Origin of the sequence: Pseudoalteromonas sp. C8, assembly GCF_011378685.1 — a bacterium.
In the GTDB taxonomy this organism is placed as follows: Bacteria; Pseudomonadota; Gammaproteobacteria; order Enterobacterales; family Alteromonadaceae; genus Pseudoalteromonas; species Pseudoalteromonas arctica.
Map to the genome: position 1 here is coordinate 1 of NZ_WTKT01000001.1, position 20,483 is coordinate 20,483.

At 39.7% G+C, this 20,483-nt stretch carries 13 protein-coding genes; 8 read left to right on the forward strand and 5 right to left on the reverse strand.

The window, feature by feature from the left end; translation table 11 throughout:
• Positions 1-4,950, reverse strand: a 4,950-nt coding sequence (locus tag GQR39_RS00005) for a retention module-containing protein (RefSeq protein ID WP_165734508.1), incomplete at its 3' end; no start/stop codon positions are given.
• Positions 4,951-5,189: 239 nt separating this feature from the next.
• Between GQR39_RS00005 and GQR39_RS00010 the strand changes: the two genes are divergently transcribed.
• The 4 genes from GQR39_RS00010 (at position 5,190) to GQR39_RS00025 (ending at position 11,454) form a co-directional block, all read left to right on the forward strand.
• Positions 5,190-7,166, forward strand: a complete 1,977-nt coding sequence (locus GQR39_RS00010) for a TolC family outer membrane protein (RefSeq protein WP_165734509.1) — start codon at positions 5,190-5,192, stop codon at positions 7,164-7,166.
• A 120-nt stretch (positions 7,167-7,286) separates the two neighbouring features.
• Positions 7,287-9,425 carry a type I secretion system permease/ATPase gene (locus GQR39_RS00015; protein ID WP_165734510.1) on the forward strand — a complete coding sequence of 713 codons (2,139 nt, stop codon included), beginning with the start codon at positions 7,287-7,289 and terminating at the stop codon, positions 9,423-9,425.
• On the forward strand, positions 9,422-10,843 hold the full coding sequence (locus GQR39_RS00020) for an HlyD family type I secretion periplasmic adaptor subunit (RefSeq protein WP_024608819.1): 1,422 nt from the start codon (positions 9,422-9,424) through the stop codon (positions 10,841-10,843). Before GQR39_RS00015 ends, GQR39_RS00020 begins: the two co-directional genes overlap by 4 nt.
• Positions 10,844-10,866: 23 nt before the next feature.
• Positions 10,867-11,454 (forward strand): response regulator transcription factor, encoded by a 588-nt coding sequence (locus GQR39_RS00025; RefSeq protein ID WP_165734511.1) that lies wholly within the window; start codon positions 10,867-10,869, stop codon positions 11,452-11,454.
• A gap of 22 nt (positions 11,455-11,476) precedes the next feature.
• Here GQR39_RS00025 and GQR39_RS00030 read toward each other — a convergent pair whose 3' ends face one another.
• The 3 genes from GQR39_RS00030 to GQR39_RS00040 all read right to left on the reverse strand — a co-directional run bounded on the left by GQR39_RS00030 (position 11,477) and on the right by GQR39_RS00040 (position 14,745).
• Positions 11,477-13,432 carry a LapD/MoxY N-terminal periplasmic domain-containing protein gene (locus GQR39_RS00030; RefSeq protein WP_165734512.1) on the reverse strand — a complete coding sequence of 652 codons (1,956 nt, stop codon included), beginning with the start codon at positions 13,430-13,432 and terminating at the stop codon, positions 11,477-11,479.
• A complete protein-coding gene (locus tag GQR39_RS00035) occupies positions 13,432-14,139 on the reverse strand; it encodes a transglutaminase-like cysteine peptidase (RefSeq protein WP_024589974.1) in 708 nt (235 codons plus the stop codon). The genes GQR39_RS00030 and GQR39_RS00035 overlap by 1 nt, the downstream gene beginning before the upstream one ends.
• A 147-nt stretch (positions 14,140-14,286) precedes the next feature.
• Complete coding sequence (locus GQR39_RS00040) at positions 14,287-14,745, reverse strand: LPP20 family lipoprotein (RefSeq protein WP_024593173.1); 459 nt, start codon at positions 14,743-14,745, stop codon at positions 14,287-14,289.
• 140 nt (positions 14,746-14,885) lie between these two features.
• Between GQR39_RS00040 and GQR39_RS00045 the strand changes: the two genes are divergently transcribed.
• A complete protein-coding gene (locus tag GQR39_RS00045) occupies positions 14,886-16,079 on the forward strand; it encodes a flagellar assembly protein FlgT (RefSeq protein WP_165734513.1) in 1,194 nt (397 codons plus the stop codon).
• Between the two features lie 4 nt (positions 16,080-16,083).
• Here GQR39_RS00045 and GQR39_RS00050 read toward each other — a convergent pair whose 3' ends face one another.
• On the reverse strand, positions 16,084-16,986 hold the full coding sequence (locus GQR39_RS00050) for a LysR substrate-binding domain-containing protein (RefSeq protein WP_024589976.1): 903 nt from the start codon (positions 16,984-16,986) through the stop codon (positions 16,084-16,086).
• A gap of 112 nt (positions 16,987-17,098) precedes the next feature.
• On the opposite strand from GQR39_RS00050, the gene GQR39_RS00055 reads away from it, so the two are divergent.
• The 3 genes from GQR39_RS00055 to GQR39_RS00065 all read left to right on the forward strand — a co-directional run bounded on the left by GQR39_RS00055 (position 17,099) and on the right by GQR39_RS00065 (position 20,436).
• On the forward strand, positions 17,099-17,827 hold the full coding sequence (locus tag GQR39_RS00055) for a glutathione peroxidase (RefSeq protein WP_010553231.1): 729 nt from the start codon (positions 17,099-17,101) through the stop codon (positions 17,825-17,827).
• Positions 17,828-17,909: 82 nt separating this feature from the next.
• Positions 17,910-19,358 carry a dihydrolipoyl dehydrogenase gene (locus tag GQR39_RS00060; protein WP_007583146.1) on the forward strand — a complete coding sequence of 483 codons (1,449 nt, stop codon included), beginning with the start codon at positions 17,910-17,912 and terminating at the stop codon, positions 19,356-19,358.
• Between the two features lie 145 nt (positions 19,359-19,503).
• A complete protein-coding gene (locus tag GQR39_RS00065) occupies positions 19,504-20,436 on the forward strand; it encodes an exopolyphosphatase (protein ID WP_165726472.1) in 933 nt (310 codons plus the stop codon).
• Positions 20,437-20,483 lie beyond the last annotated feature (47 nt).

The window sequence follows — 20,483 nt, forward strand, 5'->3', positions numbered from 1 at the left end:
GCCGTCAGCGAGTACTTCTGTAGTGATGGTTTGTGGGTTACCAGCTTCATCAGTTACTGTAATAGTAACAATCGTGCCTTCTGGCTCCCCCGTTGCGGTGCCTGAAATAGTTGGGGTGGTGTCGTTACTATCAGCCAGTGCATCTATCGTGATCACCGGTGCTAAAGTATCAACCTCGCCAGTCGTAGTTGCTGTGGTTTCATTGCCCGCAGTATCTGTAACCGATACCTCAACAGTAAATTCACCTTCACTTAGTTCATTTGGTACGTCCACACTAAAGGTGCCATCAGCTTGTACTTCAGTAGTAATTATTTGTGGGTTACCTGCTTCATCAATCACGGTAATAGTAACAACCGTGCCTTCTGGCTCACCCGTCGCGGTGCCTGAAATAGTTGGTGTTGTATCGTTGCTATCTGCCAGTGGATCAATCGTAATAGCAGGAGCTGAGGTATCAATAGTACCCGTTGTTACTTCTGTACTTACGTTACCAGCAGTATCAGTGATTGATACGTCTACGCTGTATTCGCCTTCGCTTAATTCATCTGGTACATCAACAGTGAAAGTGCCGTCAGCGAGTACTTCTGTAGTGATGGTTTGTGGGTTACCAGCTTCATCAGTTACTGTAATAGTAACAATCGTGCCTTCTGGCTCCCCCGTTGCGGTGCCTGAAATAGTTGGGGTGGTGTCGTTACTATCAGCCAGTGCATCTATCGTGATCACCGGTGCTAAAGTATCAACCTCGCCAGTCGTAGTTGCTGTGGTTTCATTGCCCGCAGTATCTGTAACCGATACCTCAACAGTAAATTCGCCTTCGCTTAATTCATTTGGTACATCCACACTAAAGGTGCCATCGGCTTGCACTTCAGTGGTAATTATTTGTGGGTTACCAGCGTCATCAGTTACCGTAATAGTAACAACGGTGCCCTCTGGCTCGCCCGTTGCTGTGCCAGAAATTGTCGGTGTGGTGTCGTTGCTATTTGCCAGTGGATCAATCGTAATAGCAGGAGCTGAGGTATCAATAGTACCCGTTGTTACTTCTGTACTTAAGTTACCAGCAGTATCAGTGATTGATACGTCTACGCTGTATTCGCCTTCACTTAATTCATCTGATACATCAACAGTGTAAGTGCCGTCAGCGAGTACTTCTGTGGTGATGGTTTGTGGGTTACCTGCTTCATCAGTCACGATAATAGTAACAACCGTGCCCTCTGGCTCCCCCGTTGCGGTGCCTGAAATAGTTGGGGTGGTGTCGTTACTATCAGCCAGTGCATCTATCGTAATAGTTGGTGCGGTATTATCGATAGTTCCTTGTGCTGAAGTTTCACTTTGGTTACCTGCTTCATCGCTAACGATGGCATTAACGCTAAAGTCACCTTCAACTAACTCATTAATAGCATCAGCTGTCCAAGTACCATCAGCTAGCGTTTGTGTTGTAATTGTTTGTGTATTACCACCAGCGTCCGTCAATGTTAACGTAACCGTTGTTCCAGCTGGCACATTTTGTACGGAACCTGAAATTGTTGGAGTAGTATCGCCGCTATCTGGGATTGTATTAATTGCTATAATTGGAGCTGATAAATCAATTGTTCCAGTACCGGTATCGCTTGCTTCATTACCTGCAGCGTCTGTTACTGTTGCTGTAATTGTAAAGTCGCCTTCAGCAACAGCTTGAGTTGCACCAACTTGCCAAGTTCCATCTTCTGACACAACCGCCGTCAATGTTTGAGACTCACCATTTGCATCAGTAACTAAAACACTAACAAGGCTACCCGGTGCTACATCACTCGTTGTTCCGCTAAATGTAGGTGTTGTATCGTTTGAATCAGCAAAGTCATTTATTGCAACTAAAGGAGGGGTGGTATCAACTGAGCCTAATTGTGAATCTTGAGCTGCGTTACCCGCATTATCAGATACATTAGCAGTTACGGTAAAATCCCCCTCGCTCAAAGCAGTTGGAATCTCAATACTCCAAGTACCATCAGCACTTATAGTAGTAACTAACTGTTGCTCAGCCCCTAGACTATCAGTAACAGTTAAAGTTACTTCACTGCCCGATGCTAATCCTTGGGTAGAACCGGTAAGAGTAGGTGTTGTATCGTTTGTATCTGCAATATTGTTGATAGTGACACTTGGTGCAGTTAAATCAACCGTACCTGTAACAGTTGCCGTACTGCTATTACCAGCAGTATCACTAACACTCGCTGTTACTGTGAAATCTCCTTCACTGAGATCTGCAATAATATCCGCTGTATATGTACCATCTGTATTTGTAATTGTTGTAAGTGTTTGTTCATTACCTTCACTGTCAGTTATTACTAATGTAACTTCTGTTCCTGCTGGTACATCAATTACATTACCGCTTACAGATGGGGTTACATCATTCGTATCCTCAATAGGATTTATCGTGATTGCCGGATCGGTTAAATCAATCTCTCCAGTTTCACTTGCAGAAGCTGTATTACCCGCAGCATCAGTTACAGTTGCAACCACATTAAACTGGCCTTCAACCAATTCATTACTTGCCTCAACTGACCAACTTCCATCAGCACCAGTAACTACTTGCACGGTTTCTGCTACGCCATCGCTTCCTGTAAATGTAACGGTTACTAACGCACCAGGTTCTACGTCTTGTGTAGAGCCGCTAATTGTAGGTGTTGTATCGTTAGTATCAATAATAAAATTAATACTTACAGTTAAATCAACATTACCTACTGCACTTGCTTGCGCTTCATTACCCGAGTCATCTATAACAGCAGCAACTACAGTAAAGTCGCCCTCCGGTAGAGGAGTTGTTACTTGTGCAGACCATAAACCATCTGCTTGCGTCACTGCAAGTAATGTAAATGTACTCCCATCGCTTGCCGTAATAGTTAAAGTAATGGTTGTACCTGCAGGCACATTACCGGTGTTACCACTTAAAAATGGAGTGGTATCGTTAGTATTAGCAATTGCATCGATTTGAATTGAAATAGGAGCAAACGTTATTTCGCCGTTTGTTTGCGCAGTAGCCTCATTACCTGCTGCATCGGTTACTGACGCAGTTGCTGTAAACTCACCACCTGGCAAGATTTCATTAGCATCAACACTCCATGTACCATCTCCATTTAATAAAGTAGTTAAAGTTTGTACGCTACCGTTTATATCGGTTACTAATACTGTAATTACAGAGCCCGCTGGAGCGTCTTCTACCCTACCTACAAATGTTGGTGTAGTATCGTTAGTATCAGCAATTGCAGTAACGGTAATATCTGGATTTGTTAAATCAACAACACCTTGGTTATTTGCTTGGGCTTGATTACCTGCAGCATCGCTTACACTTGCATCAACCTCAAACAGCCCTTCAGCTAATGGCGTAGTTACATCAATAGACCAATCACCATCAGCGTTAGTTTGGGTTAATAATGTTTGAGTTTGACCATTAAAATCGGTAATAACCACACTAATAATAGAGCCAGCAGGTACATCTTGCGCGTTACCTGTAATAGTTGGCGTGGTGTCTTGAGTGTCGTTAATATTATTAATTTGTACCGTAGGCGCCGTTAAATCAACTACTCCTGAATCACTTGCTGATGCTAAGTTTCCTACACTGTCGCTTACTTGTGCATCAACAGTAAAATCACCTTCAGGTAAAGGAGTCCCAACTTCTACACTCCAGCTTCCATCGGCTTGAGTAACCGCAGTTAATGTTTGTATTTGTCCTGCACTATCTGTAACAGTAATTGTTACTTGCGTGCCTTCAGGAACCCCATTTGTTGTTCCAACAAGTGGTGGTGTTGCGTTATTTGTTTCATCAGTTACATTTACTGTGATTACCGGAGCAGTTAAATCTACATTAGCTAAAGCTTGGTCTACAGCTTGATTTCCAGCGGCATCAATCGCCACTGCGCTTACGTTAAACTCTCCTTCAGATAAAGGTGAGGTAGTAGTAATAACCCAATTTCCTAGCGCATCAACCTGAGTAACAATTGTTTGTACCGTACCTGCACTATCCGTTAACGTGACCGACACATTATCACCAGTGTTCAACCCAGATACAGTCCCTGTTACTGTCACTGTTTGAGAAGCAGAATCGGCAACAGGATCAATAGCAATAAGCGGAGGTGTTGTATCAATTTCTATAGAAATAGTGTCGTTTATAGGGTTGCCAACAGGATCTGTTGCTTCAACAACAACGGTCACAGGGCCATCCGCAACTGGAGTTGGTAGGGTTATTTCAAAGGTACCATCAGGGCCAATCACAACACTAACTACTTGAGAATTTCCATCAACATCAGTTACCGTCACATTTACCGTTTCGCCAATTAAGTTTTCACTCGTACCGGTAATTGTTGGTTGTGATGAATTAGTAACGCCCAGCTCATTAAGTGAAATAGAAGCCGAAGTTGCGTCAGGCACAATACCATCAGAGGTATCTCTTAAATTAAAAGCTTCAGTAGCGCTTTGATCAAAAGAAGAATCAAAAGTAACACTACTAGGATCAACACTTTCAGAAATTCGGGTTAACTGTACAAACGAACTACCTCCATCTGCACCAGCTGCATTACCGCCACCAGCGGCTGTTGCCTCTAAATTATCTAAAATGTCCCCATCACCCTCTAATGCATCTAAAAAATCTGTTACATCTGAATTAGCCGCCGTTGATGAGTCTTGCTCTGTACCTAAGTCTAAGCTTGCGATTGCTTCATCTAAACTTTCATCAAAAACAGTTGTTTCGCTAGAGTCTCTTGCTTCTTTCGCTAATAGGTCTGGTGTTATTTTTACCTTTTGATTTGCGGGTATAGATAAGGTTTCACCTTGCACATCTATTTGTAACGACGACTTAATAGCAGTAACAACTAAATCACCTACGGTAATAATGTCACCCACGTTTAACGCTCTTATTGATCCATCATCCAACACAACACCCGCCGAACCCTGAATATCAATAACTACAAGTTGATTTGCTTCCATTTAGATACCCTCAAACTTTTTAAAATAACAATCTAATAAGTTAAAGGTAGAACAAAAAAAGCACATAGATACTGGACTCAAGTACAGGTTTAGAAGAAAAATTCAAAAATAAAAAATCAACAAAAAAGTGGTAGAAATTTTTTTTCATGCTACCCGAAAAGATTACTTGCAAAATTAGCACTCCTTTACTAAATATTTAAAAGAGTATTTTCGGTCTTAACAGGATCTAAGAGGAAGCAATGATTATAAAAAACACTTTTAAAAAGCATCAAGGGACTATGTTAATCGGATTAGCGATTACAGCCGTAACTTTATCAAACTACGTGCATGCAAACGAACAATCAGCAATGCCACTTACATACGTCTCAAGTAAAGCGATTGAAAACAATCCTGAAGTACAAGAAGCATGGCATGCTTTTAAATCTTCTATTTATGGAGTGGATGCTGCCCGTTCAGGTTATTTACCAAGTGTTGATGTATCAGCAAGTGCAGGATATGAAAGAAGAAATTACGGTATTGAAGAAGAATATAACCGTAATACAGCCGAATTAAGCGTTACTCAAATGCTTTATGACGGTTTTAGAACATCTAATACAGTTGACCGTTTTAAACGTATTCAACTTATTAGGTACTTTGAGCTTATTTCTCAAACAGAACAAACAGCACTTGAAGCCTCGATTGCACTACTTGACGTACAAAAATTCAAGGAGTTAGTACAACTTGCAGAAGCTAATTTACAAGAGCACGAGTCTGTATACCAACAAATAGAGCAAAGCGTAGGCGCCGGTGTAGCGCGCGCAGCAGACCTAGAACAAATTAGTGGCCGTTTATCTCTAGCGCAATCTAATGTGTTAACGGAGTACTCTAATTTACATGATGTAAGCGCTCGCTACCTAAGAGTTGTAGGTGAGCTACCTATGAACGATATAAAGCAAGCTGACCTTGATGAAAACAATATACCAATTTCGGTTAACCAAGCGCTAGACGTCGCCTACAAAAACAGCCCTTCATTTTATGCCTCTTTGTATAATATTGAAGCGCAAAAAGCGAACGCCAAAGCACAAAAAGCGGCCTTTCATCCTAACGTAGATTTATCTGCCCGCTACGGTAGCCAAGATAGAGATGAGCTTGGTCAAAATGAAACCAGAACAGAAGCGCGAGTCGGCATAGATATTAGTTATAACTTGTATAACGGTGGTCTTGATAGCGCTAATTTAGAACAAGCTTATCAAGATATAAACATTGCAAAATATCAACGAGATCAAGCCTGTATTGATATTCGTCAAAGTCTGCAAATTGCCTACTACAACGTCACTATACTAGAGCAAAAGTTGCCAGCGCTTAATCAACACCGCGAATCATCAACTAAAGTTAAAATTGCATATAAAGATCAATTTGATATAGGCCAACGAACTCTACTAGACGTACTTGATGCCGAAAACGAATCGTTCCAATCAACACGTTCATACATAGTTGCGCTATACGACCGCCAATCGGCTATTTTAACTATGCTAAAAGAAATGGGGAAATTATTGCCAGCACTTGACGTAATGTCAGGTAAATACCCTACATTAAAAGAGCTAACTGACGATCCTATTGTGCATAACGCACAAAATATTTGTCCGAGTTACGATGTAGCAACCACCTTTAGCCGCAAGGCATTTCTACAAAAAAAAGCGAAGCAAGATAATGCCTACATGAGTGTAACCGCTATGCCAAGGTACTTAGATATACCGTTGGAAACCGACACTACACAAAGTAGCTTTTTAGATGATGATGGTGACGGCGTACCAAACGAGCAAGACACTTGTCCGAGTACGCCGCTGTCAACTAATGTTGATTTATCTGGCTGTACAATTTATAGCGCATCAACCTCGAATATAGAGATTGGTATCCCTTTTTCTGCTGACTCAAGCGATGTAAGGCCTCAATATATTCAAGAAATTAGTCGGCTTGCAGATTTTTTAAAAGAAAACCCAAATAAGCAGGTTGAAATACAAGGTCATGCATCTCTAGATGGAGATCGAACATATAACCGCAAACTATCTGAAAAACGTGCGTTTGCCGTTGCTGAAATTTTAATTAAACAATTCGATATAAAACCAAAACGTGTTAAATCGTTCGGGTACGGTATTGATCAACCTCGAGTAGACGAAATATCAGTAAGAGCAAATGCTGTGAATCGACGTATCGAAGCTGTAATTACTGATAGCTAAGTCAATTAACGTTATGTAAATAACCTAAACTCGGCTTGAAATATTTAAGCTAAATTTATTTCTCGAGTTTAGGTTTAGTAGTAACAACCGCATGCAGTTCTACATAACATTGGATGGTTTATGGAATTAAACGATGTACTTGAGCATGGTGGCATACTCGTTGACTGCCTAGCAGTTTTATGTCGCCATCATGATAAAGAGTTTTCAAGAGAAGCACTATTAAATGGACTTCCTCTAACTGATGGAAATCTTACTCCATCAGTTTTTTCGCGCGCAGCTAAGCGTATTGGCTTTAAATCAAAAGTAGTTAATAAGCCACTACAAAAAATTAATACAGCACTACTACCTGCCATCTTAATTTTAAAAGATAACCAAGCCTGTGTTATTAATTCTATTGATTACGATAAGCAGTTGGTGAGTGTAATTTACCCAGAACTTACCGAATCAGTTATCGAACAAAGCATTGATGAATTAGCGGGCAACAGTGTTGGTTTAATTATTTATGCACAACCAGAATTTGCATTTGATGAGCGAACACCTGTACTTGAAAAACTATCAAAAGACGGATGGTTTTGGGGAGTAATTAAAGAGTGCCGCTCACTTTATAAAGACGTAATTATTTCAGCTATTGCGTTGGGTTTTTTGTCGGTTGCCATGCCTTTATTTGTAATGAACGTATATGACCGCGTAGTGCCCAACCACGCAACAGAAACCCTTTGGGTACTTGCCATTGGTATTTTAATAGCACTCACTGCTGACTTTGTTTTACGCTTAGTAAGAGGTTATTTTGTAGAGCTTGCTGCAAGCAGAATAGATGTAAAAGTATCGGCTGTAATTATGGAGCGGGTATTAGGTATGAAACTAAAAAACCGTCCATCATCAGCTGGCTCCTTTGCTAGCAATATTCAATCATTTGAAGCTGTACGTAACTTTTTTAGCTCCATAACGCTTGTCGCATTAGTCGACTTACCATTCGTAGTTTTATATTTAATTGTTATCGCCATTATTGGCGTACCTCTAAGTTTACCCATTATAGCGGGCGCACTTATATTATTAGCTTACGCTATAGCCGCACACCGCAAACTTGAAGCCCTTTCAGAGCAAACAATGAAAGCAAGCTCAATGCGAAATGCAGTATTAGTAGAAAGTTTAACCAACATTGAAGATGTAAAAAGTTTTCACTCAGAGTGTAAAACACAATCTGTATGGGAAAAGTCGACCATTTACATTGCGCAAGTAAACGCACAAAGCCGACTCGTTTCTAGCTCTATATCAAATACAGCATCGTGGATACAGCAATGCGTAGGCGTAATAATAATGATAATAGGCGTACACCTCGTTATTGAAGGTGAGCTAACTCAAGGCGGATTAATTGCAGCCTACTTATTATCATCTCGTGCTATGGGCCCTATTGGGCAGTCAGCCGCTGTTTTAGCGCAATATCATCATGCCGCAATAGCAATGCAGTCACTAAATGAGATTATGGAAAAAGAGGTCGAGCGCCCACCTGGTAAGCATTGGTTAAGCCACCCTATTTTAAAGGGCGATATAGAATTTAAAGATGTATGCTTTAAATACTCTGACGAATCTCATAATGCACTCAACGGCGTTAGTTTTAAAATTAAAGCTGGTGAAAAAATCGCAATTTTAGGACGTAATGGCTCAGGTAAAAGTACATTAGAAAAGCTTATTTTAGGGCTATATGAACCCTGTTCAGGAGCAATTTTGATGGACAATAACGATATACATCAAATTGACCCTGCAGAGCTTCGCCATAATATTGGTTATGTACCGCAAACCGTTGCCCTGTTTTATGGGACCTTAAAAGACAACCTTACGATAAGCGCTTGGCATGCTAAAGACGAGCAAATTATTGAAGCCTGTGAGCGAAGCCAATTATTTGATTTAATTAATTCGCACCCAGACGGATTTGATTTACAAGTAGGCGAGCAAGGCCGCCAATTATCAGGAGGGCAACGCCAAGCTGTAGGGATGGCAAGAGCCATAATTAACGACCCACCAATACTATTACTAGATGAGCCAACCTCATCGCTAGATCACAATAGTGAAAGTAAAATTATTAACAATTTAAAAGATTATTCTAAAGATAAAACCCTAATTGTAGTGACTCACCGCTCATCATTACTCGAGCTTGTTGACCGTATTATAGTTTTAGATAACGGAAAAGTAGTTGCTGATGGACCAAAACAAAAAGTAATTGCGGCGTTAAATAATAAAACCGTGGAGCAAGCCTCATGAGTGATAACAAAAAACCACTTGAACAACGCTCTTTTGAATCTGTTAGCAAAGCAATAGAAGCAAGAAAACAAGGTAAGCCATCCGTATTTAATAAACTATTTAAAGGATGGATTTCACCGCCAAATACTCAAGACTGGGTAGTAGATGCACAGTGGGAAAAAATGCAGCAGGAACCAGCAAGCGCTAGGCTACTACTTTATTTAATTTGCTTAACGTTTATATGCCTTATTGTGTGGTCTGGCTTTGCTAACTTGGATGAAGTTGCTCGTGGCGAGGGACGGGTTATTCCCTCTAATAAATTACAGCTTATTCAATCTTATGACGGCGGTATGGTCGAAAAAATAAATGTCCGAGAAGGTCAAATAGTAAACGAGGGTGATGTACTCATTAAAATAGACCCTACCCGCTTTATTTCTAGCTTTAGGGAAAATCAATCCAAGGTTGAATCGTTAAGTGCAAAAGTTGCGAGGCTCAGAGCGCTCACTCAAAAAAAGGAGCTCGTATTTAACGAAGATGTTATAAAAAATGCACCTCAGGTGGTTCAACACGAACGCTCTCTTTATTTGAGTAACAGCCAAGAGTTGGAGCAACAGGTAAGTATTCACAAACGCCAACTAGAACAGCGACACCAAGATTATATTGAAGCAAAAGCGGCACTTCAGCAGCATACCAGTGCGCTACGCTTAACAAACAGGGAGCTTAAAGTGACCCGTCCATTGTTACGCACCGGTGCCATTTCGGATATAGATATTATTCGTTTAGAGCGTCAAATAGTTGATTTAAACGGCGAGATAAACAGAACCAAGGCAGTTATAAATAGGAGTCTTTCGGCCATTAACGAAGCTAAAAATAAGGTAACCGAAGTTGAGCTCGTTATGATTAACCGCTGGAACAATGAACTCTCCGAAGCGCTACTTCGATTGGATTCAATTAAAGAAACTGAATCTGGCTTAGCCGATAAAGTAACTCAAACTGAAATACGCTCTCCTGTTAAAGGCACTGTACAACGATTATTAGTTAATACAGTTGGCGGTATTTTACAGCCAGGTAGTGATGTTATGGAAATTGTCCCGCTTGACGATCAACTTGTAGTAGAGGCAAAAATCCCGCCTAAAGACATTGCATTTTTACGCCCTGGTCAATCTGCAATGATAAAATTTAGTGCCTACGACTTTGCCGTATATGGTGGCCTTGAAGCCGAAGTATTACATATTAGCGCCGATACAATTACAGATGACCGCGAGAATACCTTTTATTTGGTGCAACTAAAAACCACCAAAAATAATTTTTCAAAAGAGCTGACTATTATTCCAGGAATGACCACTCAAGTGGATATTATTACCGGTAAAAAAACCGTACTTGAGTATATTTTAAAACCGGTTCTTAGAGCTACATCGCAAGCAATGACAGAGCGTTAAAACATTTTATAAATGGAGAAGTAATGCGCCAAAGTATTTTTATTACACAGCCTGAATTTGAATCGAAACACTGGCATACAGCGTTTCCTGGTTGTTTAATATGCACAAAAGAACCAAACAGAGTCATGGCATCAAGTATTATTTGGGTTTTGGCCGGCACACCTAATTGGCTTGAGCTTGTTAAAAAGTATTCTCAGCAACGTTTACTGGTTATAGTTATGACCAACGAACTAGAAATAAATCAACTAAGAAGTGCGCTTGAAGCAGGAGCTAGGGGGTACGTAGAAGCACTCGCTACTAAAGTAATTATTGAACAAGTACTGGAGACAATTTGTGCTGGCGGAATATGGTTACCTGGGCAATTGCTCTCTAACTTAGTAGGAGCTTTATCAAATACACCGTTTAAATATGCGAGCACATGCGAGCTTGATGTACTCACAAAGCGAGAACGTCAAGTAGTTGATATTGTTGTAACAGGTGCAACTAATAAGCAAGCTGCAGAATCTTTAAGTATTACGGAGCGTACAATTAAAGAGCATATGAGCTCTATATTTAATAAGCTAAAAGTTCGCGACCGTATTCAATTAATGTTAGTTGTAAAAGGGCATTAACCGCACCGTTAATGCCTATTACTTACTCTTTAATAACCCCATCAAAACCTAAGTTAATAAGCGTATCTATATCATCTTGGCTTGTTACACCTTGAGCCACCACTTTAATGCCAATAGAATGCGCTAACGTACATACTCCTCGCAGAAATGTTTGGTTATCTTGGCTGTAACTAATATTGTGTCCGTAAACGCTATCAACCTTAATCATTTCAAGACCAAATTCCTGAATTTTATTAATTTTAGTAAATTCAGGGCCCACACGTTTTAATGCTACCTTAGCGCCCATACATCGAGCCTGCTCACAAAAATCTTTAAATATCTCAATTTCGCTAACGGCAATACTTTCACGAATATCAAAACAAATTTTAGAGGCTAAATCAGGAAACGCCGAAAGGTACGTAAGAATCGAAGCAAGTGCAGCATCATCAAGTAACGTTTGAGCAGATAATTCAACCGAAATCAGTTCACTTGGTGGCTCAATACTATAATGAGCCACCAACGCCTTAATTAAACCCCAATCTAAACGCGCTAATAACTTTAATCGGTTAGCCCACTGGTAGTAGTAACTAGCACGGTATACTTGCCCACCAAGCTTTAGGCTCAACCCTAATTGATTTTGCATTACCTGCCCTGTAAAGCTAGTTACTGGGTAAGTATTTATTTCTAAATTATTATTGTTGAGTGCCTCTTCTATGGCATTTTTCCAGCTAGTTGCATTATCAAACAGCTCACTTTCTTGCTTGATCTGAGCTACTTTTGCTTGTACATCAGATTGTTTACCCGATGATTTTAAAAGTTCATCCGCACGCTTTAATACATCAAATCGCGTGTCGTCTTTTTGAATATAAGTACAGCTGTGAGGTATCGCTAGCTTAACGTTTTTATACTCTTCAACAAACGATTGATGCATCAATAAAATACGTTCACTGATTGCTTGAATATCATCAATATCACTAAATAAAACGGTAAAATCGCTGTGAGAAATACGTGCAATGTAATTTTCAGAAAAGTGTTCTTGGTTGCTCTCTAAGAAGCTAACCAACATCTGTGAAAATCGACGTAGAAAGTTAACCATTTCTACTCGTCCCACTTCCTCACTTACGCGATCGAGGTTTACAACCCTAAATAAAAACAAAGCACCATGGGCATGATCTTTCGATTTTTGTAAGTGAGCCTCAAGCGTTGCACCAAAGTATTCTCTATTTGCTAAACCAGTTAGCTCATCGTGTTGCGATTTAAATCTAAGCTCTTCTAAACGTTTATTATCTTCTTTAATAATACGGCTAAAACGGGTAGATAATTGGTTCATTGATTGCACTAAACGCGCAAACTCAAAAGTGCGCGGAACGCTCGATTTAATAAAACGTTTTTCACCAAATGCATTAGCCTGATACACAACATCATCTAGTGGTTTTAATATCCTACTTAAAAAGTAAGCACTAACTATACAAGCAAAAAAAGCGACAATTAAAAAACTAAAAAATAGTTTAAGCGCACTTTCCCATAAGGCTTGCTCAGCATATTGACTGTGGCTTTCTATAAACAAAGTACCAAATTGCTGCCAACCATTATTTACTTGCCCAACCCCTGGCTGTACATTTAATCCATACATTGCTCTAAACCACTGCGGAGCCGTCGCTTTAAGCTCATCGGTAAACGTGCGTTTAACAATCACCTCACCATTAGGGTTTTGTAATTCTATTCGCTTATAGTGACCGGTATCAAATGTGGCCGATACTAATAACTCAAGCTCAACGGGGTCCTTGTCTAATTGGCTGATCATTAACGCGAGTGAACTGGCGTTATCTACATTTTTTAAGTACAGCTGGGTCGAAAAATAACTTTTAGCCGAATTAGTGCTAATTAAAACACTACTTATAAAGCCTACAAAAATAACAATTAATAATGCAATCCACAGCTCTTGCCTGAGTGTTATTTTTCGTTTTTTAAGATACTTAGATAAGGAAAATGATGCCATTACCACATAACTCCTTCTTTGGTTGTCTGCTCCAAAATTTTACGCCAGCGTGAAAGTCTTGCTGTTGGGCTGGCTACACTTTTGGTTGAATTATTAGCCCATAAACCTTGGCTGTTAAAGCTAAAAACAGGGCTTAAATCTACACGTTTTGCAGCAGGTAAAACCTTTGTTATTAAACTGTCTAAAATAAGTGGCTGAGCGTTTGGTGTAGCAAAATAACCTAACACCATATGTGCTTGCGTTTTGTTAGTGCCCGCAATTTTTGCTTTTACATAAATAAGGCGTAACTTGTCGTCACTCACCCCTAGGGCTCTCAAGCTTATATACTTTGCTATTGCGTAATCTTCACAATCACCTAGGCCTCTGCCTAACGTTTCTAAAGGGGTTGCCCAATAATCGTTTTGTTTCCATAGCAAAATATCAGTTTGGTAGCGTAAATTACGCGCAAAAAAATCATTAACAATAAGAATTTGTTGTTGCTCTGGTTTGTTTTGAGTTTGTACCAACATACTTTGCCAGTTACGTGCAACAGCCGCTCGCGCAGGTCCATATTTTTGACCCATCAGCTCAATAAAGGTATTAAATTGAATAGTTAGTCGGCTTGCAAGCACACCACTAGAGAGTACAAAAAACAACAATAGGTAGCGCAAATTGGCTTTGCACCATATAAATAATTTAGGATTTAAATGAGTTGGCTTAAACGCCATTTACAGAGCCACTGTTAATATAAGTGGCAATAAAATACATCTGTTGAGCACTACGCAATCTGCTTAAAAATTAATCCTAACAACAGCATAGCACTCAATATAAGAGGATGAGATATTTTGAATAACTTTTTTAATTAACTGGGCTATTTAGTAATAAGTTACTTTTTTAACTTCGCGTGGTTTTACTTCACCTATGTATAAATCGTGCACACGCTTCATATTAAGCTCAAGCTCGGTCACGTAAGTGTCATCTACTGCGTAAGTTTTAATTATTTGTGCACCTTTAATAAGCCCCTGCACTTTACTTTCTAGGTAATCGTCTTGAGCAATTGAACCTTCCACCGTTGTTCCTGCGGTAATTTTTTGCCCATATACTTGTTCAGTAAGCTCGCGGTAAGCCTCAAGCTTAGAAGCTTTAATTGCCATAAGTTGCTTTTGTGACAGGTTAGCGCCTTTTTGCAGGCTAATAGGTGCATACCCTATCGCTTTTAAAACGGGGTAATTATTTGGCTCTACATATTTATATTCAACATGCTTATCAAAAACGCTGCTACAACCGCCTAAGGTTAAACACCCAAGTGTAATAAGTAATGAAATTGCTCGCATAGCATTTAGCCCTTGTATAGTAATTAGCAGTACATATGCACGTTTAATGCCATTTATAGCATTACTAATAATTACCAAATAACATTGGTACAGTCCTTGCTCTACCTAGTTAATAGCTAACGTTTAATTGGAGTAAAAGTATGAAGTCGTTTTTATCATTGGCATTTGCAGGGTTAAGTGCAACGGTATTATTAACGTTCTCCCCTTTTACTAAAGCGCAGTGGTATGAATCAACGGGCCATGCGAACGTTCAAAATGGTGATACAAGCGCGGCTAAATCTGCCGCTATAAAAGATGCGATTACACAAGCGTTAGTGTTCTCTGGCGCACGGGTTAGCTCTGTACAAACCCTGGTAGATGGCGTGTTAATGCAAGATCAGCTAAAAATTAGCAGCCACGGCGAAATTCAAAAAATTGAACTGGTCAGCGAAAATAAATACGACAATAAATTTGCCGTTACATTACGACTCGATATTTTTTCTCAAACAGAGCAATGCCCACAAAATAGTTTTAATAAGTTTGTGGCCGTTACACAAAGCCAACTTGTTCATCGTGAACACGCCAAAATGGGTCAAATATTTGACGTAAGCAAAGCGATTAGCAAAAATATTTTTACCTCTCTACAAAAATCAAAAATGAGCGCAGTACCTATTGCTTACTATAATAATGCAATAAGCGTTGATAAATACTTTTCGCAGCAGCACGACTATTCAAACGCTCAATTAGAAGAAATATCTTCGCGCAGTAACGCTCAATATGTTCTGCTTAGCCAAATAACCAGCCTTTCGACTAGCGACAAACTCAATAACGATTATGCATTTTGGCAAGACGAGGCGTATGAGCGCAGTTACAACATTGAATTTGTATTATTTGATGGCACTACCTATGAGCAACTTTGGCAAAATAGTTACCATACTCAAGCAATTTGGCCATTTGAAAAAACAACCATAGTTGATGTTAATAGTGATAGATTTTGGCAATCGCCTTATGGGCAAAGCATAACCGATATCAACCAAGCAGTAAGTTATGACATTCAAGCAGCCATGGCGTGTTTACCTACTCAAGGTAAAATAATGCATATGGAAAATAGCAAAATCGTTATTAACTTAGGTAAAGCTCATGGGTTAAAAAAAGGCCAAATGCTAAGCATTGCGCACCATAACTATTTAACCGACGCGGCAGGTAATGTTATGCCACACACCATCACCACGCTTAATAAAATTCGCGTAGAGCAGCTTTATCAGCAAACTGCAGTAGCTGTCAGTATTGATGACAAACCACTACCTGGTGTGCAAATTAACGATGTTGTAGAAATAATCAGCCAAGATCTTTAAATATTTAATTAACTTTTTTAGTTAATTTAGCTTTTAAATTAGGGTGAGCCGATAACCACTCGCCCAATTGTTCTACACCAGATAAATGCGGATAATGCTTTCTGCATGCAAACACCACATTACGCTGCTGATTAGGGAATATAGGCAAGTAATCAATCCCTACACGGTCGGTACATGCCAACTTTGGTACAAATGTAATACCGTCATCCATAGCCACTAACGCTAATAATGTTTCTAAACTATTACCTTTATACTGGTTAGATACATCGACTCCTGCAGAAAAACAAAACTTTTGGGCTTGATCTTTAAAGCAATGGCCATCACTTAACATTAATAGGCTGCATCCTTGAAGATCGCTCAACGCTACTTTTTTATGCTTAGAAAGCGCGTTATCGTGTGATACCGCCACTAAAAAATCTTCTTTGTATAAAGCAACCGTATGGTAATTAATAAGCTCTGGCACATCGGCTAAAATAGCAAAGTCGAGTTCACCCTTGTTTAAAGCTTCTAAAATTGTTGCTGTTTGCATCTCAATAAACGAAAACTGGCTATCAATAAATGCCGCTTTCATCGATGTTAGTAACGCAGGCAACAAGTAAGGCGCAATGGTAGGAATAATACCAATAGTTAATTTACCTTGTAGAGGCTCGTTAGAAGTAGCAGCAAGTTCTTTGAGTATTTGCGTTTGCTCTAAAATAATCTCTATTTGCGTCAACAAACGTTCACCTTTTGCTGTTAAGGTAACTTGCTTGGTTGAGCGATCAAACAAAGTAACGCCAAGCTCATTTTCGAGTTTTTTTACTTGACCACTTAATGTAGGCTGGCTTACAAAACATGCATCGGCAGCTTTGCGAAAATGTTTATATTGCGCTATTGCTTTTACATATTCAAAATCTTTTAAGTTCATATTCAGCTCTACGTGATAGTTTATAACTATCAGTTTAATACAAACAAACGATTGGAACTATATTTAATTATTCACCATAATGGCTATCAACAAATCAAGAGGAACAAAAATTATGTTAAACAATATCGAAGGTCAAACAATCCCAAGTGTTACATTTGCAACTCGTCAAAATAACGATTGGAAATCAGTAACAACAGATGACATTTTTAAAGGTAAAACTGTTGTAGTGTTTTCACTACCAGGTGCATTCACACCAACATGTTCATCAACTCACTTACCACGTTACAACGAATTAGCAGGCGTACTTAAGCAAAACGGCGTTGACGAAATTGTATGTTTATCAGTAAACGATACCTTTGTAATGAACGCATGGGCTGAACATCAAGAAGCGCAAAACATTACTTTATTACCAGACGGCAACGGCGAATTTACTGACGGCATGGGCATGTTAGTAGACAAGAACGACCTAGGCTTTGGTAAGCGCAGCTGGAGATACTCTATGCTTGTTAAAGATGGCGTGATCGACAAAATGTTCATCGAACCAGATTTACCAGGTGACCCGTTTGAAGTATCAGACGCAGACACAATGCTTGATTACATCAACCCTAAGCAAGCTAAACCAGAACCAGTAAGCATCTTTACTAAACCTGGCTGTCCTTTCTGTAAAAAAGCAAAAGAGCTTCTTGCAGAAAAAGGCTTCGCATATGAAGAGATTGTTATGGGTGCAGGCGCATCACTAACAAGTCTAAAAGCTGTATCTGGTCGTGACACTGTTCCACAAATATTCATTGGTGGTAAACACATCGGTGGTTCAGACGACTTAGAAAAATACTTTGCTTAATTAATAAGTAAATTAAATACCTAACGTTAGTAGGTAAAAAATAGGGGCTTTTATGCCCCTATTTATTAGAGGAAAAAATACTATGAAAGAATTGCAAACCGATGTTGTTGTTATAGGCGCAGGCACTGCTGGTTTAAGTGCTTATCGTAATGCTAAACAGTTCACACAAAATGTATTAATGATCGAATCAGGCCCATACGGCACCACATGTGCACGTGTTGGTTGTATGCCAAGTAAGTTATTGATTGCAGCCGCTGAAGCTGCACACGCAATTGAAATGGCTCCTGCATTTGGTGTTCATAGCTCAAAGCCAGTCATTGATGGCAAAGCAGTTATGGCACGCGTTAAAAGTGAACGAGATCGTTTTGCAGGATTCGTAGTAGAAGCCGTAGATGAATTACCAGATGGTGATAAAATTCGTGGTTACGCTAAATTTTTAGACACAAACCGCATACAAATAGACGACCACACAATTATTACAGCAAAACGCTTTGTAATTGCCACCGGTTCACGCCCTTCGTACCCTGGCGTATTTAATAACTTTGGCGACAAACTTATTATAAACGACGACGTATTTGATTGGGATGACCTACCAGAATCAGTCGCTGTATTTGGCCCTGGTGTAATAGGTCTTGAAATTGGCCAAGCACTTAGCCGACTAGGCGTAAATGTAAAACTATTTGGTGTAGGCGGCGCAATTGGCCCACTTACAGATCCAGTCGTAAAAGACTATGCAAATACTGTTTTTGCTGAAGAATTTTTTGTAGATACCGACTCAAACGTATCTGACATGATGCAAGTTGGCGACAAAGCACAGCTAACTTACACCGACAAACAAGGTGAAAAACACACCGAACAGTTTGACTACGTACTTGCAGCCACAGGCCGAGTACCTAACGTAGATAAACTAGGCCTTGAAAACACCGGCATTGAACTTGATGAACGCGGCGTACCGCACGCAGACACGCACACAATGCAGTGTGGTGAATCGAACATATTTATAGCAGGCGATGCGAGTAACATGCTCCCATTGTTACACGAAGCATCAGACCAAGGTGCTATTGCAGGTCAAAATGCCGGGCGCTTCCCAGATGTACGTATAGGTCTGCGCAGAGCTAAAATTGCAGCTGTATTTAGCGACCCACAAATAGCAATGGTAGGCGAAAGCTACAAGCAAATTACCGACCGTTTAGGCCCATGCGGTTGTTTTGAAGTAGGCGAAGTCAGCTTTGAAAACCAAGGCCGTAGCCGAGTAATGCTTAAAAACAAAGGTCATATGCGTGTATATGCGGAGCAAGGCACAGGCTTATTTTTAGGTGCAGAATTTATTGGCCCACAAGCCGAACACATCGCTCACTTACTAGCATGGGCTGTACAAAACAAAATGACCGTACCAGAAATGCTTGATATGCCATTTTACCACCCAGTAATTGAAGAAGGGTTACGTACCGCCCTTCGCGACTTAAATGCCAAACTTAAATTTGGTCCAGACATTGTAAATTCATGTATGGAATGTGGTCCAGGCGCATAACCTATTTACTACACATACAAACTTGCTAAGTAAAAGCCAAAACTAACGTTTTGGCTTTTTTTTATAATTTTTTTAAGCTGACCTCTCAAAAAAAAATTTAGCTGTTACACTTAATTGATAATTCAATTAAAAAGATGGAATAGCTATGCCCAATAATAAATTTAGACTAGTCACTCGCAGCGATTTTGATGGCTTAGTTTGTGCCGTATTGCTTAAAGACTTAGACCTAATTGACGATATTTTATTTGTTCATCCAAAAGACATGCAAGATGGCAAAATAGACATTACCGAAAACGACATTACCACCAACCTCCCCTACGTTGCAGGTTGTCACATCGCATTCGATCATCACCTTAGCGAAACCGTTCGTAACTCTAGCGACATAAAAAATCATATTATTGATCCAGAAGCCCCATCAGCAGCTCGCGTAGTTTATGACTATTATGGCGGCGCTGAAAAACTTTCAAATATTTCTGTTGAAATGATGGACGCGGTAGATAAAGGCGATGCTGCTCAGTTTTCAAAAGACGAAATATTAAACCCAACCGATTGGGTATTAATGAACTTTATTATGGATGCACGAACTGGCCTTGGTCGTTTTCGCGAGTTTAAAATTTCAAATTACCAATTAATGATGAAACTGATTGATGCGTGTAAAGATCAAAGCATCGAAGAAATCCTACAAATGGAAGACGTAGCCGAGCGTGTTGCTTTATATAACGAGCATAACGAAAAAGCTAAAGAGCAAATTTCTCAATGCGCTACCGTTCATAAAAACTTAGTGGTTCTTGATTTAACTCAAGAAGAAACTATTTACGCCACAAACCGATTTGTTATTTATGCAATGTACCCCGACTGCAATATCTCGATTCATAAAATGTGGGGCCTTAAAAAACAAAACGTAGTGTATGCCGTTGGCAAATCAATCACTAACCGCAGCTCAAACACGAATGTTGGCGAACTGTGCCTTAAATACGGCGGTGGTGGTCATTTAAATGCAGGTACTTGCCAAGTAGAAACAAGTAAATCTGAAGCCGTGCTTAGTGAGTTAATCGATACGATTACAAGTGATGGCTAGGATTTAATATTTCATTATGTAAAAGCGAGTAAATTAACGTTTACTCG